General features: G+C 67.8%; 16 protein-coding genes and 1 tRNA gene. 11 read left to right on the forward strand and 6 right to left on the reverse strand.

Annotation, left to right across the window (positions count from 1 at the left end; translation table 11 throughout):
* Positions 1–420: 420 nt before the first annotated feature.
* The 5 genes from I7X12_RS15005 to I7X12_RS15025 all read left to right on the forward strand — a co-directional run bounded on the left by I7X12_RS15005 (position 421) and on the right by I7X12_RS15025 (position 7,094).
* A complete protein-coding gene (locus I7X12_RS15005) occupies positions 421–2,274 on the forward strand; it encodes an ABC transporter substrate-binding protein (RefSeq protein ID WP_232342863.1) in 1,854 nt (617 codons plus the stop codon).
* 115 nt (positions 2,275–2,389) lie between these two features.
* On the forward strand, positions 2,390–3,394 hold the full coding sequence (locus tag I7X12_RS15010) for an ABC transporter permease (RefSeq protein ID WP_198060865.1): 1,005 nt from the start codon (positions 2,390–2,392) through the stop codon (positions 3,392–3,394).
* Positions 3,372–4,400 (forward strand): ABC transporter permease, encoded by a 1,029-nt coding sequence (locus I7X12_RS15015; RefSeq protein WP_394355614.1) that lies wholly within the window; start codon positions 3,372–3,374, stop codon positions 4,398–4,400. The genes I7X12_RS15010 and I7X12_RS15015 overlap by 23 nt, the downstream gene beginning before the upstream one ends.
* A complete protein-coding gene (locus tag I7X12_RS15020) occupies positions 4,401–6,644 on the forward strand; it encodes an ABC transporter ATP-binding protein (RefSeq protein ID WP_198060866.1) in 2,244 nt (747 codons plus the stop codon).
* Between the two features lie 216 nt (positions 6,645–6,860).
* Positions 6,861–7,094 carry a hypothetical protein gene (locus tag I7X12_RS15025; protein ID WP_198060867.1) on the forward strand — a complete coding sequence of 78 codons (234 nt, stop codon included), beginning with the start codon at positions 6,861–6,863 and terminating at the stop codon, positions 7,092–7,094.
* A 44-nt stretch (positions 7,095–7,138) separates the two neighbouring features.
* Here the strand turns inward: I7X12_RS15025 and I7X12_RS15030 are convergent, their stop codons facing one another.
* Positions 7,139–8,044 (reverse strand): HEAT repeat domain-containing protein, encoded by a 906-nt coding sequence (locus I7X12_RS15030; protein WP_198060868.1) that lies wholly within the window; start codon positions 8,042–8,044, stop codon positions 7,139–7,141.
* Between the two features lie 133 nt (positions 8,045–8,177).
* On the opposite strand from I7X12_RS15030, the gene I7X12_RS15035 reads away from it, so the two are divergent.
* On the forward strand, positions 8,178–10,406 hold the full coding sequence (locus I7X12_RS15035; protein ID WP_198060869.1) for a glycoside hydrolase family 3 N-terminal domain-containing protein: 2,229 nt from the start codon (positions 8,178–8,180) through the stop codon (positions 10,404–10,406).
* An 89-nt stretch (positions 10,407–10,495) separates the two neighbouring features.
* On the opposite strand, the gene I7X12_RS15040 is transcribed toward I7X12_RS15035, so the two are convergent.
* A complete protein-coding gene (locus tag I7X12_RS15040) occupies positions 10,496–11,554 on the reverse strand; it encodes a DUF7282 domain-containing protein (protein WP_198060870.1) in 1,059 nt (352 codons plus the stop codon).
* Between the two features lies 1 nt (position 11,555).
* On the reverse strand, positions 11,556–12,674 hold the full coding sequence (locus I7X12_RS15045; protein WP_198060871.1) for a DUF7350 domain-containing protein: 1,119 nt from the start codon (positions 12,672–12,674) through the stop codon (positions 11,556–11,558).
* Positions 12,675–12,854: 180 nt separating this feature from the next.
* On the opposite strand from I7X12_RS15045, the gene I7X12_RS15050 reads away from it, so the two are divergent.
* The 3 genes from I7X12_RS15050 to I7X12_RS15060 all read left to right on the forward strand — a co-directional run bounded on the left by I7X12_RS15050 (position 12,855) and on the right by I7X12_RS15060 (position 15,402).
* Entirely contained in the window at positions 12,855–13,256 is a 402-nt protein-coding gene (locus I7X12_RS15050; RefSeq protein WP_198060872.1) for a hypothetical protein, read from the forward strand.
* A gap of 416 nt (positions 13,257–13,672) precedes the next feature.
* On the forward strand, positions 13,673–14,893 hold the full coding sequence (locus tag I7X12_RS15055) for an MFS transporter (RefSeq protein WP_198060873.1): 1,221 nt from the start codon (positions 13,673–13,675) through the stop codon (positions 14,891–14,893).
* Between the two features lie 332 nt (positions 14,894–15,225).
* On the forward strand, positions 15,226–15,402 hold the full coding sequence (locus I7X12_RS15060; RefSeq protein ID WP_198060874.1) for a hypothetical protein: 177 nt from the start codon (positions 15,226–15,228) through the stop codon (positions 15,400–15,402).
* Positions 15,403–15,707: 305 nt separating this feature from the next.
* On the opposite strand, the gene I7X12_RS15065 is transcribed toward I7X12_RS15060, so the two are convergent.
* Both I7X12_RS15065 and I7X12_RS15070 read right to left on the reverse strand, forming a co-directional pair.
* Positions 15,708–15,782 (reverse strand) — tRNA-Val (locus I7X12_RS15065).
* Positions 15,768–16,103, reverse strand: a complete 336-nt coding sequence (locus I7X12_RS15070) for a DUF7553 family protein (protein WP_198060875.1) — start codon at positions 16,101–16,103, stop codon at positions 15,768–15,770. The genes I7X12_RS15065 and I7X12_RS15070 overlap by 15 nt, the downstream gene beginning before the upstream one ends.
* A 233-nt stretch (positions 16,104–16,336) precedes the next feature.
* Here I7X12_RS15070 and I7X12_RS15075 point away from each other — a divergent pair, with 233 nt between their 5' ends.
* Positions 16,337–17,287: an MBL fold metallo-hydrolase gene (locus I7X12_RS15075; RefSeq protein WP_198060876.1), complete on the forward strand. Its 951-nt coding sequence runs from the start codon at positions 16,337–16,339 to the stop codon at positions 17,285–17,287.
* A 40-nt stretch (positions 17,288–17,327) separates the two neighbouring features.
* Here the strand turns inward: I7X12_RS15075 and I7X12_RS15080 are convergent, their stop codons facing one another.
* Positions 17,328–17,864, reverse strand: coding sequence for a cob(I)yrinic acid a,c-diamide adenosyltransferase (locus I7X12_RS15080; RefSeq protein ID WP_198060877.1), 537 nt, complete (start codon positions 17,862–17,864; stop codon positions 17,328–17,330).
* A gap of 171 nt (positions 17,865–18,035) precedes the next feature.
* On the opposite strand from I7X12_RS15080, the gene I7X12_RS15085 reads away from it, so the two are divergent.
* Positions 18,036–18,209: a DUF7838 family putative zinc beta-ribbon protein gene (locus I7X12_RS15085; RefSeq protein ID WP_198060878.1), complete on the forward strand. Its 174-nt coding sequence runs from the start codon at positions 18,036–18,038 to the stop codon at positions 18,207–18,209.
* The last annotated feature ends 9 nt before the right edge of the window (positions 18,210–18,218 follow it).

Here is an 18,218-nt window from a genome sequence, read left to right on the forward strand (position 1 = left end):
TCTGTGACGCCCGCGCGCGAGCAACCTGGGAAACGTTGCTTTACCGACGATCGCGCACTGGTTCAGCGATGCAGAACGGCCGTTCGACAGCCGTGCATATCGACCGACGGACTTAGGACCCGACTGTCGGGCTTCGAAGCGTGGAATCTCGATCATTGACGATGGCAATTACGGCCTGGGCCCGAGGAGCCGGGAGTCGATCGGTTCCGTTCTCCGAAACGCGGGCGCTAGCGCCCGCTCGCGCCCGCTGCCCGAGCACGGGGGCGAGACCGATCGAATCCTCTGATCTGAGTCCCCCGATTTCGGGAGATTAGAGTCCCAACGACGCGTTCCTCCGATCGGCCCTCGACCGAAACCGACCGAACGCGTCCGCGTCCTTCCAAAAGTTTTATTACCCGTTATCGTAAACCAACCAAAGGCATGTCTGACAGTACCAATGAGTACAGCGATGTCGTAGACCGCCGGAAGTTCCTGACACTTGCAGGAGCGTCCGGTGCCGCGGCACTCGCAGGGTGTGGTAGCGGGGACGGGACACCGACCGACGGGTCCGGCTCCGACGGTAGTGACGGCTCGGACGGGTCCGACAGCAGCGACGGTTCGGACGGCTCGGACGGTTCGGACGGCTCGGACGGCGGCAGTACGAACGTCGTCGACCAGACTCACGCGAGTGGCCTCCAGGCCGACCCGACCAACCGCACGCTCAACCCGCACAACACGCAGATCTCTTCGGAGCCCGCACGACGGCTGGCGTTCGACCGCTACGCCGCGTACTCCTTCGAGACCCAGGAGTTCCAGCTCGCGGCCCTGGACGAGTGGGAGTTCGACGGGGAGACGGTCACACTGACGTTCCGCGAGGATCTCTCGTGGTCCGACGGCAGCGACGTCACGACCGAAGACATCGACGTCCAGTTCCAGATCCTCGAGAAGATCGGTAGCGCCATCTGGGGCTACGTCGAGAGCACCGAAGTCGTCGACGACTACACGTACCAGCTGAACCTCACGGGCCCGACCAACCCGGTCATGGTCAAACACCAGCTGGGTAACATGTGGATCGACACGCCGGCCGCGGCGTTCGAGCAGTTCGTCGACGCCGAGGCTACCGAAGTCCAGACCTGGAACTGGGAGGACAGCGACACCGAGGTCATCACGAGCGGCGCGTGGGCCTACGTCGACAAGAACCAGCAGCAGTGGAACTTCGAGCGCAACACCGAGTTCCACAGCATCGACAACGTCAACTTCTCGACCTACCGGTTCGACTCCTACCAGGAGGCCTCGGCCCCCCAGCAGGACTTCACCACCGGCGGCAAGCGCTTCGACAGCGTCTGGAGCATGTTCGCCGCGCCGGAGACGGTCAACGCGTTCCAGGACTACGTCATGGAAGTCCAGACCATCCCGGCCAAGTGGGGCTACGGGATGATCTTCAACCACGACGACCCGATCTTCGGCGACCGCGCGGTCCGCCAGGCGATCGCCCACGTCATCAACCGTGAGGAGCTCGTCGCGAACGCGGGTCCGCGCACGAAGTTCCCGGCCTCGGTCCCCTGTGGGATCGCCCCGCGCGACATCGAGGGCTGGCTCGGCGACGCCCAGAGCAACTTCGAGGACTACGGCGTCGGTTCGACCAACACCGAGGAGGCGACGCAGCTCCTCGAAGACGCCGGCTACTCGATGCAGAACGGCACGTGGACGAGCCCCGACGGCGAGCCCATCAGCGCCAACTACCTGACCCCCGGCGGGTGGACCGACTTCACGACGATGACCGAGACTATCGTCGACCGCCTCAACGAGTTCGGCTTCGATCTGTCGGTCGCGAGCCGACCGACCAGTGACTGGCAGGGCGCGTTCATCGAGAGCAACTTCAAGGTCGGGACGTTCTACTGGCTGCCCGGCCAGGCCCGGTCGTCGTTCCCGTACTTCCCGCTGCGCCACCAGCTCGCGCTGGCGGCGCTCAACGGCGGACACAACTACGACGCCGAGTCCGAGCAGACCATCCCGTCCATGAGCGGCGACGGCGAGATGACGATCAGCCCGCTGGCCAAGGTCGACGAGATCGCGACCAAGCCGACCAACGAGGAGGCGATGCCGATCGTCCAGGAGGCCGCCTGGCACAACAACTACGACCTGCCGATGCTCTCGCTGGTCTCGAAGTTCGAGCAGTCGTGGGTCACGACCGACGAGTGGAACGTCTCCGTCGAGGAGGGCGACCCCGCTCGTGGTATCAAGTGGCCGCCGTTCTGGTGGCCGCGCCAGGGCAAGCTGTCTGCCCAGGAGTAACGGACTCCGACCAGACCGATGGGGGGAGTATCGATCGGTCTCGCACCGAACCGCTTCTCACGACGCGAGTCGTTAGACCTTAGAGTGCCGGCTGTAAATACGATTATCAAGACGCATGGTTAACTACTACGTGCGGCGGACAGCACGGGTGTTCGTCACGATCTTCGGGGTCATGTCGCTCACCTTCGGGCTGATCCGTCTGCTTCCGGGAGGACCGTTCACGCAGTTGCGGACCCAGTTGCTCCGGCAGGGTATCCCACCCGAGCAGGTCAACCAGCAGATCGAGAACCTGCAGAACGTCCGGCCGGACGCGGGACTGGCGGAACAGTACGTCAACTACATGATATCGGCGTTCCAGCTCGACCTTGGAACGTCGATCCAGTACAGTCGCCCCGTCACGGAGATGGTCGCCCAGGCGGCGCCGTGGACGATCTTCATCGTCGTCGTATCGACGATACTGATGTTCGTGGTCGGGATCCTCCTGGGCGCGATCCAGGCCTACTGGGAGGGGTCGAGGTTCGACACCATCGCCTCCTCGCTGTCGATCGTGGGCATGTCGATCCCGTTCTACGTGGCGGCGATCCTGCTCCTGCTGTTCATGTCGTACCGCTGGGGCCTGTTCCCGGCGTCGGGGACGGCGAACCCCAACATCGAGAACCACTGGAGCCTGGGCTACGCTATCAGCGTGGCGATGCACGGGGCGCTCCCGATACTGTCGTACACGATCGTGGGGGTCGGCGGACAGGCGCTGGCGATGCGTGGTAACAGCATCCAGGTGCTGGGCGAGGACTTCGTCGAGGTCGCCAGGCTGCGAGGCCTGTCGGACGGTCGGATCGCGACCCGGTACGTCGCGCGCAACGCGATCCTGCCGATGTACACCGGGTTCCTGCTGCTGCTCGGCTTCCGGCTGGGCGGCACGGTGATCCTGGAGCAGATATTCAACTACCCGGGGCTGGGGCTGTACCTGTTGGACGCCGTTAACTCCAACGACTACCCGATGATGATGGGCACGTTCCTCGTCATCACGGTGGCACTGGTCATCGGGGTGTACGTCGCCGACCTGACGTACAGCATGATCGACCCGCGGATCAGTTCGGGTGATTCCAGTGAAGCATACTGAATCCGACGCCCCCACCGAGGGGCTCGACTGGCAGAGCGAGAGCACCGGCGCGGACATGACGAGGGGAGACCGGCTCCGGGAGTTCTACGAGCGGAGCGTCTACGAACCCGCGGTCGTCGCGTGGTCCGACATGCGGACGCGCGTCGGGCTCCTGATGCTCAGCGTCTACCTGGCGATCTCGGCGGTCGCCGTCCTGGGGCTGTGGCGCGAGCCGTCGTCGAGCCAGGCCCCCCGGCTGATCGGCATGTTCGAGAACTGGTCGTACCCGCTCGGGACGACCTCCGCGGGCGTCGATCTGACCGCCGAGCTGATCCACGCCACGCCGGACATTCTGCTGATGGTGCTGGCCGGCGGCGTCTGGGCCACCGGCCTCGCCGTCATCGTCGGGACGCTCGCGGGGTACAAGGGCGGCCAGGTCGACACCGTGTTGATGTCTATCTCGGACTTCTTCATGGCGATCCCCGGCCTCCCGCTGGTGATCATCCTCGCGATCACGTTCAGCCCGGAGAACCCGATCTTCGTCGGTGTCGTGCTGACGATCAACTACTGGGCCGGGCTCGGTCGGTCGCTGCGCTCGCAGGTGCTGACCATCCGCGAGGACAGCTACGTCGAGGCCTCCCGAACGATGGGGACCTCCACGTTCCGGATCCTCCGGAAGGACGTGATCCCGAACCTGATGCCGTACGTGACGGTGAACTTCGTGTTCGCCGCCCGATACACCATCTTCGCGTCGGTCGGGCTGTACTTCCTGGGCGTGTTGCCCTACAGCCAGCCGACCTGGGGTGTGACGCTGGCGCGCGCTCAGTCCAACGGCGCGCTGTTCGTCCCCGAGGCGGCCCACTGGCTGATCGCACCCATGGTCTTCATCGTCGGCCTGGCGCTGGCGCTGATCCTCATGGGACAGGGCCTCGACAGGGTGTTCAACCCGCGGGTCCGCACCCGGATGGCCGGGGAGTCCGAATCGACCGCGGAAGGCGACGAGACGACGACCAAGGGGATGATCTAGATGGCAACCGATCAACGATCCGGTTCGAACGCGACGGTACAGTCCACCGTCGAGGACCCGATCGTCGAGGTCTCCAACGCGAAGGTGACCTTCGACGGTGGCGACACGTACGTCCTCGACGACGTGAGCCTCGACATCGAACGCGACGAGGTGCTGGGCATCGTCGGTGAGTCCGGCTCGGGCAAGTCGATGTTCGCCTCGGCCCTGCTCGATTCGATCCCCGACCCCGGAGTGCTCACCGGCGAGATCCTCTACCACTCTACCGACGGTCGGACGATCGACGTGCTCGAACAGAGCGACGAGGAACTCCGGCAGTTCCGCTGGGAGGAGATCTCGATGGTCTTCCAGGGGGCGATGTCCTCGTTCAACCCGACGATGGAGGTCGGGACGCACTTCGAGGAGACGCTGAAGGCTCACGACGCCAACGTCGACGAGGGGATGGCCTTCGCCCGCGAGCTGCTCGAGGACCTGTACCTCGAACCGGACCGGGTCCTCGACTCCTATCCGCACGAGCTGTCGGGCGGCATGCAACAGCGCGCGCTGATCGCGCTGTCGCTGGTGCTCGAACCCGAAGTGCTCGTGATGGACGAGCCGACGGCGGCGCTGGACCTGCTCATGCAGCGGTCGATCCTGATGCTGCTCAACGACCTGCAGCAGAGCTACGACCTGACGCTCGCGTTCATCACGCACGACCTGCCGCTGATCACGGCGCTGGCCGACCGGATGAGCATCATCTACGCGTTCCAGTTCGTCGAGGTCGGGACCCGCGACGGGATCATCGCCGACGCGGGCCACCCCTACACGAGAGCGCTGTTGAACGCGACGCCGAACCTCGACGCCCCGCTGTCGGAGATGCAGCCCATCGAGGGCGAGGGTCCCGCACCGGTCAACGTCCCGGAGGGGTGTAGCTTCCACCCGCGGTGTCCGCTCGCGACCGAGGAGTGCGTCAGCGACGACCCGCCCCTCGAGAACGTCGGCGATGACCACCGCACGGCCTGTCACCACTGGGAAGAGGCTCGCGAGGAGATCACCCTCAACTACGGCGAGACCTCGGCCGACCCCGAGTTCGAGGCGAGCGCGGACCGCGACGTGACCGCACGGACCGACGAGGAACCCGTCCTCGGACTCGACGACGTCGAGGTCCACTTCGAGGAGGAACAGGGGCTGTTCGACATCTTCGGCGACGACCCGGACGTCGTCAAAGCGGTCGACGGTGTCGATCTCGACATCTACGAGAACGACGTGGTCGCGCTGCTTGGCGAGTCGGGCTGTGGGAAGACGACGCTGGGCAAGACCGCCATCGGCCTGCAGCGGCCGACCGGCGGCAGCGTCAAGTACCGCGGTCAGGACATCTGGGAGGCCAAGGACGGCGACGGGGACATCGACTACGACGAGATCCGCCAGGCCCTGCAGATCATCCACCAGGACCCGGGGAGTTCGCTCAACCCGAACCGCCGGATCGTCGACATCCTCTCGGAGCCGCTGCACCACACGCACCCGAACATCAGTCCCAACGAACGGCGGGACCGGATCTACTCGCTGCTCGACCGCGTGGGGATGAATCCGCCGGGTGACTTCGCCGACCGCTACCCCCACCAACTCTCCGGCGGGGAGAAACAGCGGGTCGCGCTGACCCGCGCACTGCTGATGAACCCCGACGCGATCCTCGCGGACGAGGCCATCAGTGCCGTCGACGTGAGCCTGCGCGTCGAGCTGATGGATCTGATGCTCGAACTGCAGAACGTGTTCGACACCTCGTTCCTGTTCATCAGCCACGACCTCTCGAACGCTCGGTACTTCACCGAGCACGGGGACGGTCGGATCGCGGTGATGTACCTGGGCGAGATCGTCGAGGTCGGCACCGCCGAGCGGCTGATCCAGAACCCTCAGCACCCCTATACGAAGGTGTTGCGCTGGGCGACGCCGTCGCTCCAGCTCGACGCGGTGGAAGCGGGCGAGCCGCCGATGCGCTCGATCGACGTTCCGGACCCGGTCGACCCGCCGTCGGGCTGTCGGTTCCACACCCGGTGTCCCATCGCCAGGGAGGCCTGCACCGAAGAGCAGCCGCCGCTGTACGACGTGGAAGGCGGCGAAGGCAACGGCGCCGCCTGCTTCCGCGCGGACCCCGACCACGAGTACTGGGATAGCGAACCGCTCGAGGGCGCCGAGCGTGTCGGGCCCGACGAGGAGTTCGACACCAGCAACGTCACGGGCGAGTTCGGCGCCGAGAGCGCCAGCGACTGACCGCCTCACCCCGACCCGTCTCGAGGGGGAGTCGACGCGCGGACTCGTTTTTTCGCGCCTCGCGTAGCCGATTCACGGTCGCACGCGGCGGGACGCTCACGACCGCACGGAGCCGTGCCACTCGCAACCCCACGGGTCGGACGCGCTCACGGAGCAGACGGTCTCGGCGAGGTGGGCAACCGGGGGCTTGAATACCGTCGGTCGACAGATTCGAACGTGCCCGGTGGAACCAGTGCGGTCGATCTCGTCTGTGCCCAGCGCGACAACATCCCGATAGCGCTGGCGGTCATGATGTCGATGGGGGCGTTGCTCGTGTTCTCGTTCGTCTTCGTCTCGCCCGGCGACGAAGCGTTCGTGATCCTCGTCATCGACGCGGTGTTGATCGGTGTCTCGACGGCTTTCTTCATCGGCACCTACTACTACTGCACGAAGCGTGCGATGGACGACTAGAGGCGACCGTCGTCGCGGTCGCGCGAAGAACGGTGGCGCGTCGGTCAGGCGTCGTCGAGGAACGCGGCGGTCTCCTCGGCGAGGTCGGCGACGTCGTCGTCGGTCTCCACGCGAGCGCGGTCCTCGAGCGGTCCGACAGCGCGGTCGTCACCCAGGTAGCCGAGGGCGCGGATGGCGCGGGCCCGAACGGTGTCGTTGGTGTGGTTGAGACAGGCGACCAGCGCGTCGTAGGCCTCGGCGGCCGCGTCGGGGTCGGCCTGGGCGATCTCGGAGACGGCGTCGATGGCCGCGCCGACGACCGTCACGTCCGGCGTGTCGAACAGTCCGACGAGCGCGTCGAGGTGGTCGGCGGCGGTCTCCGGGTCGCCCTCGGCGGCGGCCGTGACCACGTTGGCGAGTCGGCCCTGTGACTGGACCAGCAACTGGTGTTCCTGCTTGTCGTGTTCGAGCATGGTCTGGCGGGCCTCCTCGTCGTCGACCATGTCGATCCCCTCGGTGGTCTCGTAGGCGGGCGAGCGCCCGTCGAGCACCGCGGCGATGCGGTCGAGGTGCGGTGTCACCGCCTCGGGCTCGTTCAACACGACCTGGACGACGATCTGCGTCCCCAGCAGTTCCAGCGAGTTGAACTCCCGCTCGATCAATCCGAAGACCGCGGGCACCGAGTCGGCGAGGTCCTCGGGGAACTCTCGGGCGACACCCAGCAGCGCGGTCCCGGCCTGCTGTGCGACCGCGTTGCGGTCGTCGTCGAGCAGCGGGAGCAGGTCGTCGACGAACGGGCGTACCGTCGACGGGTCCCGTTCGGCGAGTTGCGACAGCGCCTGGGCGGCCTCGTTTCGCCTGATGTTCGTCTCCGATGTGAGCGCCTCCCGAATCTGGGCGCGGTCTTCGTCGTCGAGTGCTTCGGACCCGGTGTCGACCCCCTCCAGCGGTGCGGATTCCTCGTCGGTCATACCCGAGTCCAGCCCGTCGAACGACAAATACGTGTGGATATCGATACCACGGACGACCGTTCGGCTCACTCGGACGACTCGCACGGATATTCACCTCGCAATGTTTATGTGGACGTCGGAAATCCATCCGAACATGCAATCCAGCGACGCGGATCCCGAGTATCAGCGCCCGGATCTCCCGGTATCGCGGCGGGTCTCGGATCTGCTCGATCGCATGACGGTCGAAGAGAAGGCCGGTCAGCTAGTCGGAACGTGGGCCGGGCAGATGCACCGAGCGGTCGACGTCGAGGAAGTCAAAGATCTGGTGCGCGAGCAGCACCTCGGCTGTGCGGCGCCCTTTGGCTGGGCCGGGTCGACGGGGACGGAAGTCGACGAGATCGTCGACATCGTCAACGACCTCCAGGCGGTCGCGACCGAGGAGACGCGGCTCGGGATCCCCCTCTTTTTCAACGTCGACGCGGTCCACGGCCACGCATACGTCGCCGGATCGGCGGTGTTCCCGAACGGGCTGGGTGCGGCGGCGACGTGGGACCCCGAGCTGGTCGAGGCCGGTGCGCGCGTCACCGCGACGGAAGTGGCGGCGACCGGTGCCCACCAGAACTACGGCCCGACCTGCGACGTGGGTCGGGACCCCCGCTGGGGGCGCGTCTTCGAGACCTTCGGCGAGAGCCCACGGCTGGTCACCGAGATGGCCGCCGCGAAGGTTCGGGGCTACCAGGGCGAGGGGATCGAGGCCGACGACACCGTCGTCGCGACGGCGAAACACTTCCCGGCCTACAGCGAGCCCGAACGCGGCGAGGACGCCGCGCCGGTCGACGTCTCGGAGTACAAACTCCGCAACACGTTCGTCCCGCCGTTCGAAGCGGCGCTCGCCGAGGGCGTCGAGTCGGTGATGCCGTGTTACAACTCCATCAACGGCGAACCCGTCCACGGCTCCGAACGCTGGCTCACGGACCTGCTCCGGAGCGATCTCGGTTTCGACGGCACCATCGTCTCGGACTGGGGCGGTGTCCGCCACCTCACCGACGACCACAAGACCGCCGCGGATCTCCGCGAGGCGACTTACGACGCCCGGACGGCGGGCCTCGACGTGGCCTCGGTCGGCAACGACCTCGAAGTCGAGGAGCTGGTCGACCTGGTCGAGTCGGGCGACCTGGCCGAGTCGGTGCTCGATTCGAGCGTCGAGCGCGTGCTCGAACGCAAGTTCCGGATGGGGCTGTTCGAGGACCCCTACGTCGAGAAAGACGAAGCCCTGGAGACGGTCGGGTCCGACGACCACCAGGCGGCCGCCCTAGAGACAGCCCGCGAGGCGATGACGCTGCTGAAAAACGACGATTGCCTCCCGCTCTCGGGCGACGAGGACGTGTTCGTCGGCGGGCCCAACGCCGACGACCTGGTGAGCCAGGTCGGCGGCTGGTCGGTCGAGGACGAGGACCACGTCGACGGGACGACGATCGTCGAGGAGATCCGCGCGCACGTCGACGGTGACGTGACCCACGAGCAGGGGGCCACTCACAACGAGACGCTGGACGTGGACGCCGCGGCCGAGCAGGCCGCCGAGGCCGACGTGGCCGTGCTCGCGCTCGGTGAAGGGTGGTACCTCCACGAGTTCGGTGCGGGCGACCCCCGCACCGAGACGGGCGAGTTCCCCACGCGCGAGCGACTCGCGCTGGGCGAGGCTCAGCAGGAACTCGTCGAAGCGGTCGCCGAGACGGGCACGCCCGTCGTCGGCGTCCTCGTCACCGGCCGCCCGCTTGCCGTCGAGCATCTCGACGAGCGGGCCGCGGCCGTCCTGATGGCCTACTTCCCCGGCACGATGGGTGGGAAAGCCGTCGCCGAGACGCTGGTGGGCGAGAACGACCCCAGTGGCCGGCTGGCGGTGACCGTCCCCCGCTCGGGGACGCAGGTCGACCTCCATCACGACCACCTCCACCAGCCCCGTCCGATCGGCGACCACGAGCATCCCGATTCCTACGACCCCCTCTACGAGTTCGGCCACGGACTCTCGTACACCGAGTTCGAGACGGGTGACCTTTCGGTCGACGAGGACGTCGTCGGCCCGGGCGAGACGGTCGAACTCGACGTCACGGTCGAGAACGTCGGTGACCGTCGCGGGACCGAGGTGGTCCAGGCGTACAGCACGACCGAATCGAAGACGCTCGTGATGCCCGAGCGGCGCCTCCAGGCGTTCGAGCGGGTCGAGTTGGACGCCGGCGAGTCCGCGAGTGTCGCCCTCGAAGTCCCCGTCGAGAATCTGGGCGTCTACGCGCCCGGTGACGGCCACCGTGTCGAGGCCGGCGACTACGACCTCGTGGTCGACGGCGAGTCCCTCACGGTGACCGTCGACGGCGACTACCTCTAGCCCGCCGGTCGCCGGTTCGGTTCTCGGTGCTCTCCGTCCGGATAGCCACGGCTGGGGCGGCGAGACCCACCGATCCGCGGCTGTTCCCGTCAGCGGGACGCTCGACCCGCCCGTCCGGCGGCGACCAGCACGGCGACGGCGACCGCCAGCGCGGTGAGCGCGACGCCGAAGCCGGCGCCCGACCCGGCGGTGCCGTCGGTCGCGCCGGAGCCGACACCGGTCGCTCCACCGGGCGACGTGCTCGTCGGAGCGGTCCCGGCGGTTCCGTCGCCGTCGGCGACTGGTCCACCCGCCTGTGTGGCTGTGGCCGACGCTTCGGGAGCGGTCGTCACGGTCGGCGTGTTGATCAGGGGACCGTCGTCCGTGGCGTTCCCGGCCGCGACGGTCAGATACGTCCCGACCGGTCGGTCGCCGGCGGTGATCGGCGGGTCGGACGGGTCGAAGACGCCGTCGCCGCCGTCGCGGTGGGCGACGACGCGGACCCGAAAGTCGCGGTCGCGCTCGGCGACGAACGACTCGTTCAGCGCGACGGTGACGTTTCGGTGGACGCCCGCGGCCAGCGACCGGGACCCGATGCTGGAGTTCCGCCCGACCGGGGACACCGCGACGTGGCCGGGCGTCGAGAGGTCGACCCGGCGGACCGTGAGCGTCCCGTCGGCGACCGGCTGGGCTTCGAACCGCATGCCGAGGACCCTGGTCACCGAATCGCTCTTTCGGACCGTGATCTGCGTCCGCGCGGCCGGACTGAGCCGCGCGGCCGACGCGTCGGTCTCGGGGTCGAACGTCTCGTCGCCGTCGACGTCGGTGTGCAAGACCGCCCAGACCGTTCGGGTGCCCGACCACGACCGCCAGACCGAGTCGTCGACCCGGACCGGCACGCTCGTCCGGTAGGTCAGGTCCGGCGTCCGGCCGACGTACTCGTGTCCGATCGGGGCCCCGGGACGCCCGCCGTCGTCAGCGTGGAGGACGACGAACCCGGGCCGCAGCGCCGACACCGCCTCGACGACGACGGTCCCGTCGTCGGTCACCTGTGAGTCGGCCGCGACGTGGTCGCCGTGGGCTCCGACGGTCGCGACCGCCAGCGGCGTCGTGAGTGCCAGCGCCAGCGCGAGGACGACGGCGACCCGGCGCGAAGCGGTTCCAGACATGTCAGGCGGTGATCGTCGCCGGTTCCATCCTGAGGAACGCCCGCTCGTACCCCTCGTGGCGGGCCAATTGCGGAGGCGTCCCCACTCTGAGGGTCACTTCGTCACCGGACTGGACGGGTTCGGGCAGCGCCGCGCCGTAGTGGTGGCCGAGTTCGGGGTCGAGCGTGGGCTCGAGCGGCCCCTCGAAGCCGGTCTCGCCGTCGCGGGCCACCGAGGCGGACAGCGCCATCGCGGGGAGGACCAGCCGATTGAACGGCGTCCGCGCGGAGACGGCGAGGTACGGTCCGCCGTCGGTGAACCGGCCGGCGTCGGCCGCGGGGACCTGTGTGGTGACGAGTTTGGCGTCGCCGCTGCGGCCGGTACCGAGGACGCGCCCGGGGAGGGCGGCCGGTTCGGGCGCGCGGGGCTGGGGCACGTCGCCCATCTCCATCGGGCGGAGCGCGCCACGCTGGCCCGCCTGATCCAGCTGTTCGGTCGTGAGCCGTTCGCGCAGCCGTTTTCCCCACTCGAACTCGACGGCCGCAGTCGCACCGTCATCGAAGCGACCCTCGAAGGCGCCGGTCGTGCGCGCGCTCACGCCGCCGACGCTGAGCCGCGCGGCGTACGTCCCGTCGCCGTCGAGCGGGAAGTTCGCGCCGTAGTGAAAGCCCATCCGCTGGGAGAGCATCCGGTAGATGACCTCCTGGGTGACCAGGTCGCCGTCGCGGGTGATCTCGACCGAGAGGTTCGAGTCCGGGAGTACCGTCTGGGTCTCGGGGTCCCAGACCGTGGCCATCAGGTGGACGTCGTCGCCCTCCTCGATCTCGGTGACCGAGCGCTCGTCGAGGTTGACGGTCCAGAAGCGGTGGGGGACCGCGACCATCAGTGCGAAGCGGTAGTCGCCGGCCCTCGCCGTCCCGGGCATCACCATCGCCTCGCGGAACGACTGGACGTAGACGCCGCCGGGTCCGTCCGGGGTCGACGTGACCGTCGAATCGTCGGCCGGGGACCGTGTCGGTTGGGGTGTCGATCCGGTGGCGGGGCCAGCGGTGTCGGTCGCGTCGCCGCCGTCGCCGAGACAGCCGGCGAGGCCGACCGCCGCGGCGCCCGTCGCGGAGTGGAGGAATCTCCGTCGGTTCATCGCCCGGACGTTGGGCTATCTCGCCGTTAACCGTTCTGGTCGAACCGTCGACAGGTTTGGGACGAACCAGACGGCGACGCCGCGAGGTGCTCGCCGGCCGCTCGCCAGTCGCACCGACTCGGTCCGGTCTGTCAGCACGGCTCAGTGTGCAGTTAAGTCGTCAGCGGTCGTAGGTATCCCATGGTATTCGAGAACGTCACCCTGTTCGAAGTACACCTCGACGACGCCCAGTTCAGCTCCGACGCCGGCCGATCCGACGGTCGGAGAGCCGACGCGGTCGACGACGAGGCGGTCGTTGACGCCGAGGCCGTCGCAGACGCGGAACCCGCGGACGGTCGCGCGACCGACTCGCCGAGCGGTCGCGGTCGGTTCGTCAAGCTGGCGGCGGCGAGCGTCGTCCTCAGCGTGGTCGCGACGGTCGTCGCCCGGCGGGTCGCGGGCCGCGGGGACGAGTCGGTCGAGGTCGATCTCGAAACCGACTCCGCGTTCGACGACTCGGAGGTCGCCGGGGAGTCCGAGCGGACCGACGGTCCGGTCACGACTCCGACGCCCGACGACGACGAACGAACTGCCGGCGAGTGAGGCGGTGATCCGCCGTTTCGAAGCGCCCGTCCCCGGAACGGCCCCGACCGGGGCGCTCGAGCGAAACGTTAAATCGTTGTTTTAGTCTCGCGAGGGGTTATTGTGGCGGGGGTCCACGGTTCGATTGCGGTCGGCGCGCCCTCCACCTGGCGAGCCAACCGCGTACCCGAAAACCCCACCCGCGACCCGACACGGCCGGGCGGCTGCCCGCCGCCCGTGCCCGGCCGTCCCGTCGCCCGCGGGGCGGTCCGTTCGCCCGTTCGAACCCGTCGCCCGCGGGTTCGAACACCCATTCCGCGCTCGCCGAATCGCCCCCGAGCGACTGCGTTCCCGAGCGACAGTGCGCCGAGGGCCACCCGGCGGGGCCGGCGGACTCGACTGACAGCTCTTATTCGCTCGGCGATCCCATCGCGATCATGGAACGCCGTCGGACGGTCGTCGTGTCGGTCATCGTCAGCACGTTCCTCGTCGGACTCGGCGGCGGCGTCGTCTTCCCGATCCTGCCGAACCTCGGCGCCGTGCTCGGTATCTCGCCGTTCCTCGTCGGGTTCATCCTCAGCGCCAACCGCTTCACCCGCATCCTCGCCAACGCGCCGGCGGGCTCGATCGTCGACCGCGTCGGAACGCGGACGCCCTTCGTCGTCGGGCTGTTCGTCGAGGGGCTGGCGACGGCGGGCTACGTCGTCGCACTCCGGGCGTCGCTGCCCGAAGCGTGGTTCCTGCTGGCCCGCATTCTGTGGGGGATCGGCAGCGCGCTGGTGTTCGCCACCGCCTACACCATCGCCGCCGACGTGAGCGACGGTGAGGACCGGGGGACGAACATGGGCGTCGTCCGCGGCGGCATCACCCTGGGGTTTCCCGCCGGCCTGGTCATGGGCGGCGTCGTCAGTGACACCTACTCCGTGTTGGCTGCCTTCGCCGTCGCCGCCGGCTTCGCACTGCTGGCCAGCGCGGTCGCCTACCGCACCATCCCCGAGACCCACGTCGACGAGGAGCGTCCCGCGGTCAAACCCTGGGAGATCGACACCGCACTGCCCACGCTGACCGTCGGGTCCGTCAACTTCGGACTCTTCTTCGCCTACCTCGGCGCGCTGTTCGCCACGCTCGTCCTCTTCGTCGACGCGAAGGACATCGCGGTCTGGGGCTACGGCCCCCAGGGCATGTCCGGACTGCTCATGGCCGTGACAGTCCTCTCGGCGTCCGTGTTCACTCTCACCGGAGGGAAGATCAGCGACGAGCTGGGCGCCCGCGTGCCCACGCTGCTCGCGTTTCTCGTCGTCTCCTTTCTGGGCTTTCTCGCCCTCTCGACGGCCGCCAGCCTGGAGCGACTCGTCGTCGCCTGCGTCCTCATCGGCACCGGCCAGGGTGGCGCCAACGGCCCGCTGATGGCGCTGCTCGCCGACCTCACCCCCAGCGACCGTACGGGCCGCGCGATGGCAACCAACAACGTCCTCGGCGACCTGGGCGGCGGCCTCGGCCCGATGGTCTCGCTCCCCGTCGTCGAAGCGATCGGCTTCGCCCCCGTCTACGCCGCCTGTGCCCTGATACTACTCCTCGCCGGCGGGCTCCTCGTGGTCGGCATCTACTCCCAGACCGGGACCCTCAATCCCCGGACTGCGACCCTTTCCAACGACTAGTGATTTCGAAACCGAATGTATTCGATTCCGCTCTGTCGGCCGAAACAATTCGAAAGTGATACTTTCGGGGTCGCTCCGAATCATTTCCCGAAACAGCCTCGAGAACGTCCGAAACCAGTAATTACCGACATATTCGGTTCGATCGGTCTGGGTCGCACTGAGGACGGCTGACCACGACGTCGGGAGGTAGAACCGAAACGTCGGTAACGGGACTCCAGGGGTGTGCTCGTAGTTTCGAACGTCTGTCTATGATACGGTTCGAACATGTTCTTCGATCTAGCTCGGAACGCGGAGATCGAGTCGGTTATCAGTGGTCATCGGTGAGAAGTGGTGTGACCTCCTCCGAAACCGAGGATCCGGCGACGCTGGATCCCCTGACGACTGCCGCCTACCACGTCACCGTCGACGGTGGCCGTGACTCGTTCTACGCGCTGAGCATCGAGCGCGAGGACAGCGACACCGCCTATCTGATGTCCGATACCGTCGTCGCGCTCGACGAGATGCGATAATCCGTCCTCGAGACGTTGCTCGCAGTCGCTCTCCGGCGAGTCGGTCCGTTGCTCGGTGAAACCGGACGCAGACGCACTCGTTCGTTCTACGCGCTGCGCTCGACCGCCAGGGTTCGGCTCTACGAAACCAACGACAGACGGGACGAAGGCGAGCGACATGGAAGTCGCTTGTAGAGTCGTGCCGGCAGAAGATGGGTTGGGGCGGAGTTGAACCGGAATCAGACGTGCTCGCTTCGCTGCGCGCGACTGATGGGGTTCAACTCCGCCAGACCCACCTGCCGCTCACGGGTTTGTTCGCGGCAGGATGGGTTGGGGCGGAGTTGAACCGCCGACTTCCTCCGTGTGAAGGAGGTATCATAACCGGACTAGATCACCAACCCGGACACTCGACGGTAAACCAGGCCCGCCCTTAAGAATTGCTTTCCGCGGTCGCTACTGCGACGGGGTTCGCCACTCCCGTAGTCGACGACCGACTCACGTGTCTCGGCGACGACCGCCACGGTTTCGTCTCGAACCCGAGCCGATACCGTCTCAAACTTCGACCGAACGGTCTCGAACCGCCCCGGTTCGGGCTCACGCTCACGACCGACCAGCGATCGCACCCGCTTCCCCACCGACGCTACCTCTTCGCGAACGCCCGTTCGAGCCGTCCGCACCGCTCGCTCCAGGTAGTACCGGCTGTGTTCGAAGTACCGATCCATATTTGCCCGCACGAGTCCGACGGAGAGTCACTCCCTCTCCATCGCAACGTTTATATTGGTTTAGGCTAACCTAAAACACGTCGGCGTGGGGCCACTGCGGCCCGCGCCGCTGTCTGTCCCATACTGTCAGGCTTGCACGCGACGGTGGGCATCGCCGTGTGCGGCCGTTCCTCGGGGTCGGACGGAGACGTCCACCCGCCACACCCTTACGCTCGCACGCTGTAGCGGGGGCCATGTTCGAGCAGGTCCCGGTGCCGACGCCGTTCCAGGTCGGGCCGGTCAACGCCTACCTGACCGACCGGACGCTCGTCGACCCCGGTCCCGACAGCGACGAGGCCTGGACACGTCTCACGGACGCGCTGGCCCAGCGCGACCTGGCGCCCGAGGACGTCGAGCGATTGCTCATCACGCATCCCCATCCGGACCACTTCGGCCTCGCCGAACGCTTCCGCGAGCGCGGCGCGACGGTCGTCGCTCACCCCGACGCGGCGTCGATCATGGCGGACTTCCCCGGCCGACTCGACGCCGAACAGGCCTTTTTCCGCGACTTTTTCGAGCGCTGCGGCATGGCGCCCTCGACGGCCGACACCGTCACCGAACTCCCCGGCGCGTTCGTCCACTACGCGCCCAGCGTGACCGTCGACCGCGAGGTCGCCGCGGGCGACCGGGTCACCGTCGACGGCACCGAGTTGCTGGTCGACGACCTGGTGGGTCACGCCACCGGTGAGGTACTCTTCGCCTTCGACGGCACGGCGGGACGGGAGGCGCTGGTCGGCGACAACGTCCTCGTGGAGATCACGCCCAACCCGTTCCTCCAGCCGCCGCCGGATCCCGAGTCCGACCGCCCGCGAGTGCTCCCGGCGTACAACGACTCTCTCGCCGACCTGCGGGAAGACGGATACGACCGCCTCCATCCGGGCCACCGCGACCGTATCGACGACCCCAGCGGGCGGATCGACGACATCCTCGGCGAACACCACGACCGTACCGAGCGCGTCGCCGGCCTGCTGGACGAGCCGACGACGCCGGTCGCGGTCATGAACGAGCTGTTCGGCGACCTGCCCGTCACCGAGCAGTTCCCCGGGATGAGCGAGGCGGTCGGCCACCTCGACGTGCTCGAAGCGGCCGGTCGCGCGGCCGCTCGCGAGCGCGACGGCGAGCTCGTCTACGAGCGGACCGAGTGAACGGAGCGGGGTCGCACACTCGACCGGGGGCGGCGGCGAGTCAGTACGTCGGCTCCTCCTCCGGGACGCCCTCGCGGTGGTTGACGACGCGGGCGAGTGTGAACAGCAGGTCCGAGAGCCGGTTGAGGTAGACGAGGCCGGTTTCGTTGACGCCCGCTTCGGCCCCGGCGAACGCGACGGCGCGGCGCTCGGCGCGTCGGCAGACGGCCCGGGCCCGGTGGAGTCGCGCGCCGGCCTCGGAGCCGCCGGGGAGGACGAAGTGCTCCAGCGGGTCGAGTTCCGCGTCGAACTCGTCGATGCTGTCCTCGATCGCCTCGACGTGGGTCTCGCGGACCCGCGGGTCGTCCTCGTCGGGGTCGGGGTTGGCGAAGTCGGCCTGGGTGACGTGGAGGTGGTTCTGCACCTCGCGCAACAGCTCGTCCACGTCGTCGTGGCCGGTCGGGCGGACCGATCCGACCATCGCGTTGACCTCGTCGACGGTCCCGTAGGCCTCGATGCGCGGGCTGGCCTTCGAGACGCGGGACATGTCCCGCAGGTCGGTCTGTCCCTCGTCGCCGCGGCCGGTGTAGATCTTCATACCGACGCTCGGGCCGCCAACGTCTTAACTCCGTGTCCGAACGGGCGACGGGTCGGCGATCACCGCCCGCGACCGACCCGCCGCCAGCTGGGAGCCGGGCCGGCCGTCCTCGGTCGGGCCGCCCCGACCAGAGATCGGGACGTTAAATTACCGCGACTCGGAACTGGGGGTATGAGCGAAGTCCTCACCCACGAGTGTCCGGTCTGTGAGAGCGAGCAGGAGTTCTACCAGGCAGCCAGCACGAACGTCCACATCGGCGAGAAGGTCAAGTGGCACTGCTGGGAGTGTGACTACGGTTTCGTCCGCATCGACCACACCGTCGACACGAGCGAGACGTCGGCGTAGCCGACTCGA

This window comes from Halosimplex litoreum (genome assembly GCF_016065055.1).
In the GTDB taxonomy this organism is placed as follows: Archaea; Halobacteriota; Halobacteria; order Halobacteriales; family Haloarculaceae; genus Halosimplex; species Halosimplex litoreum.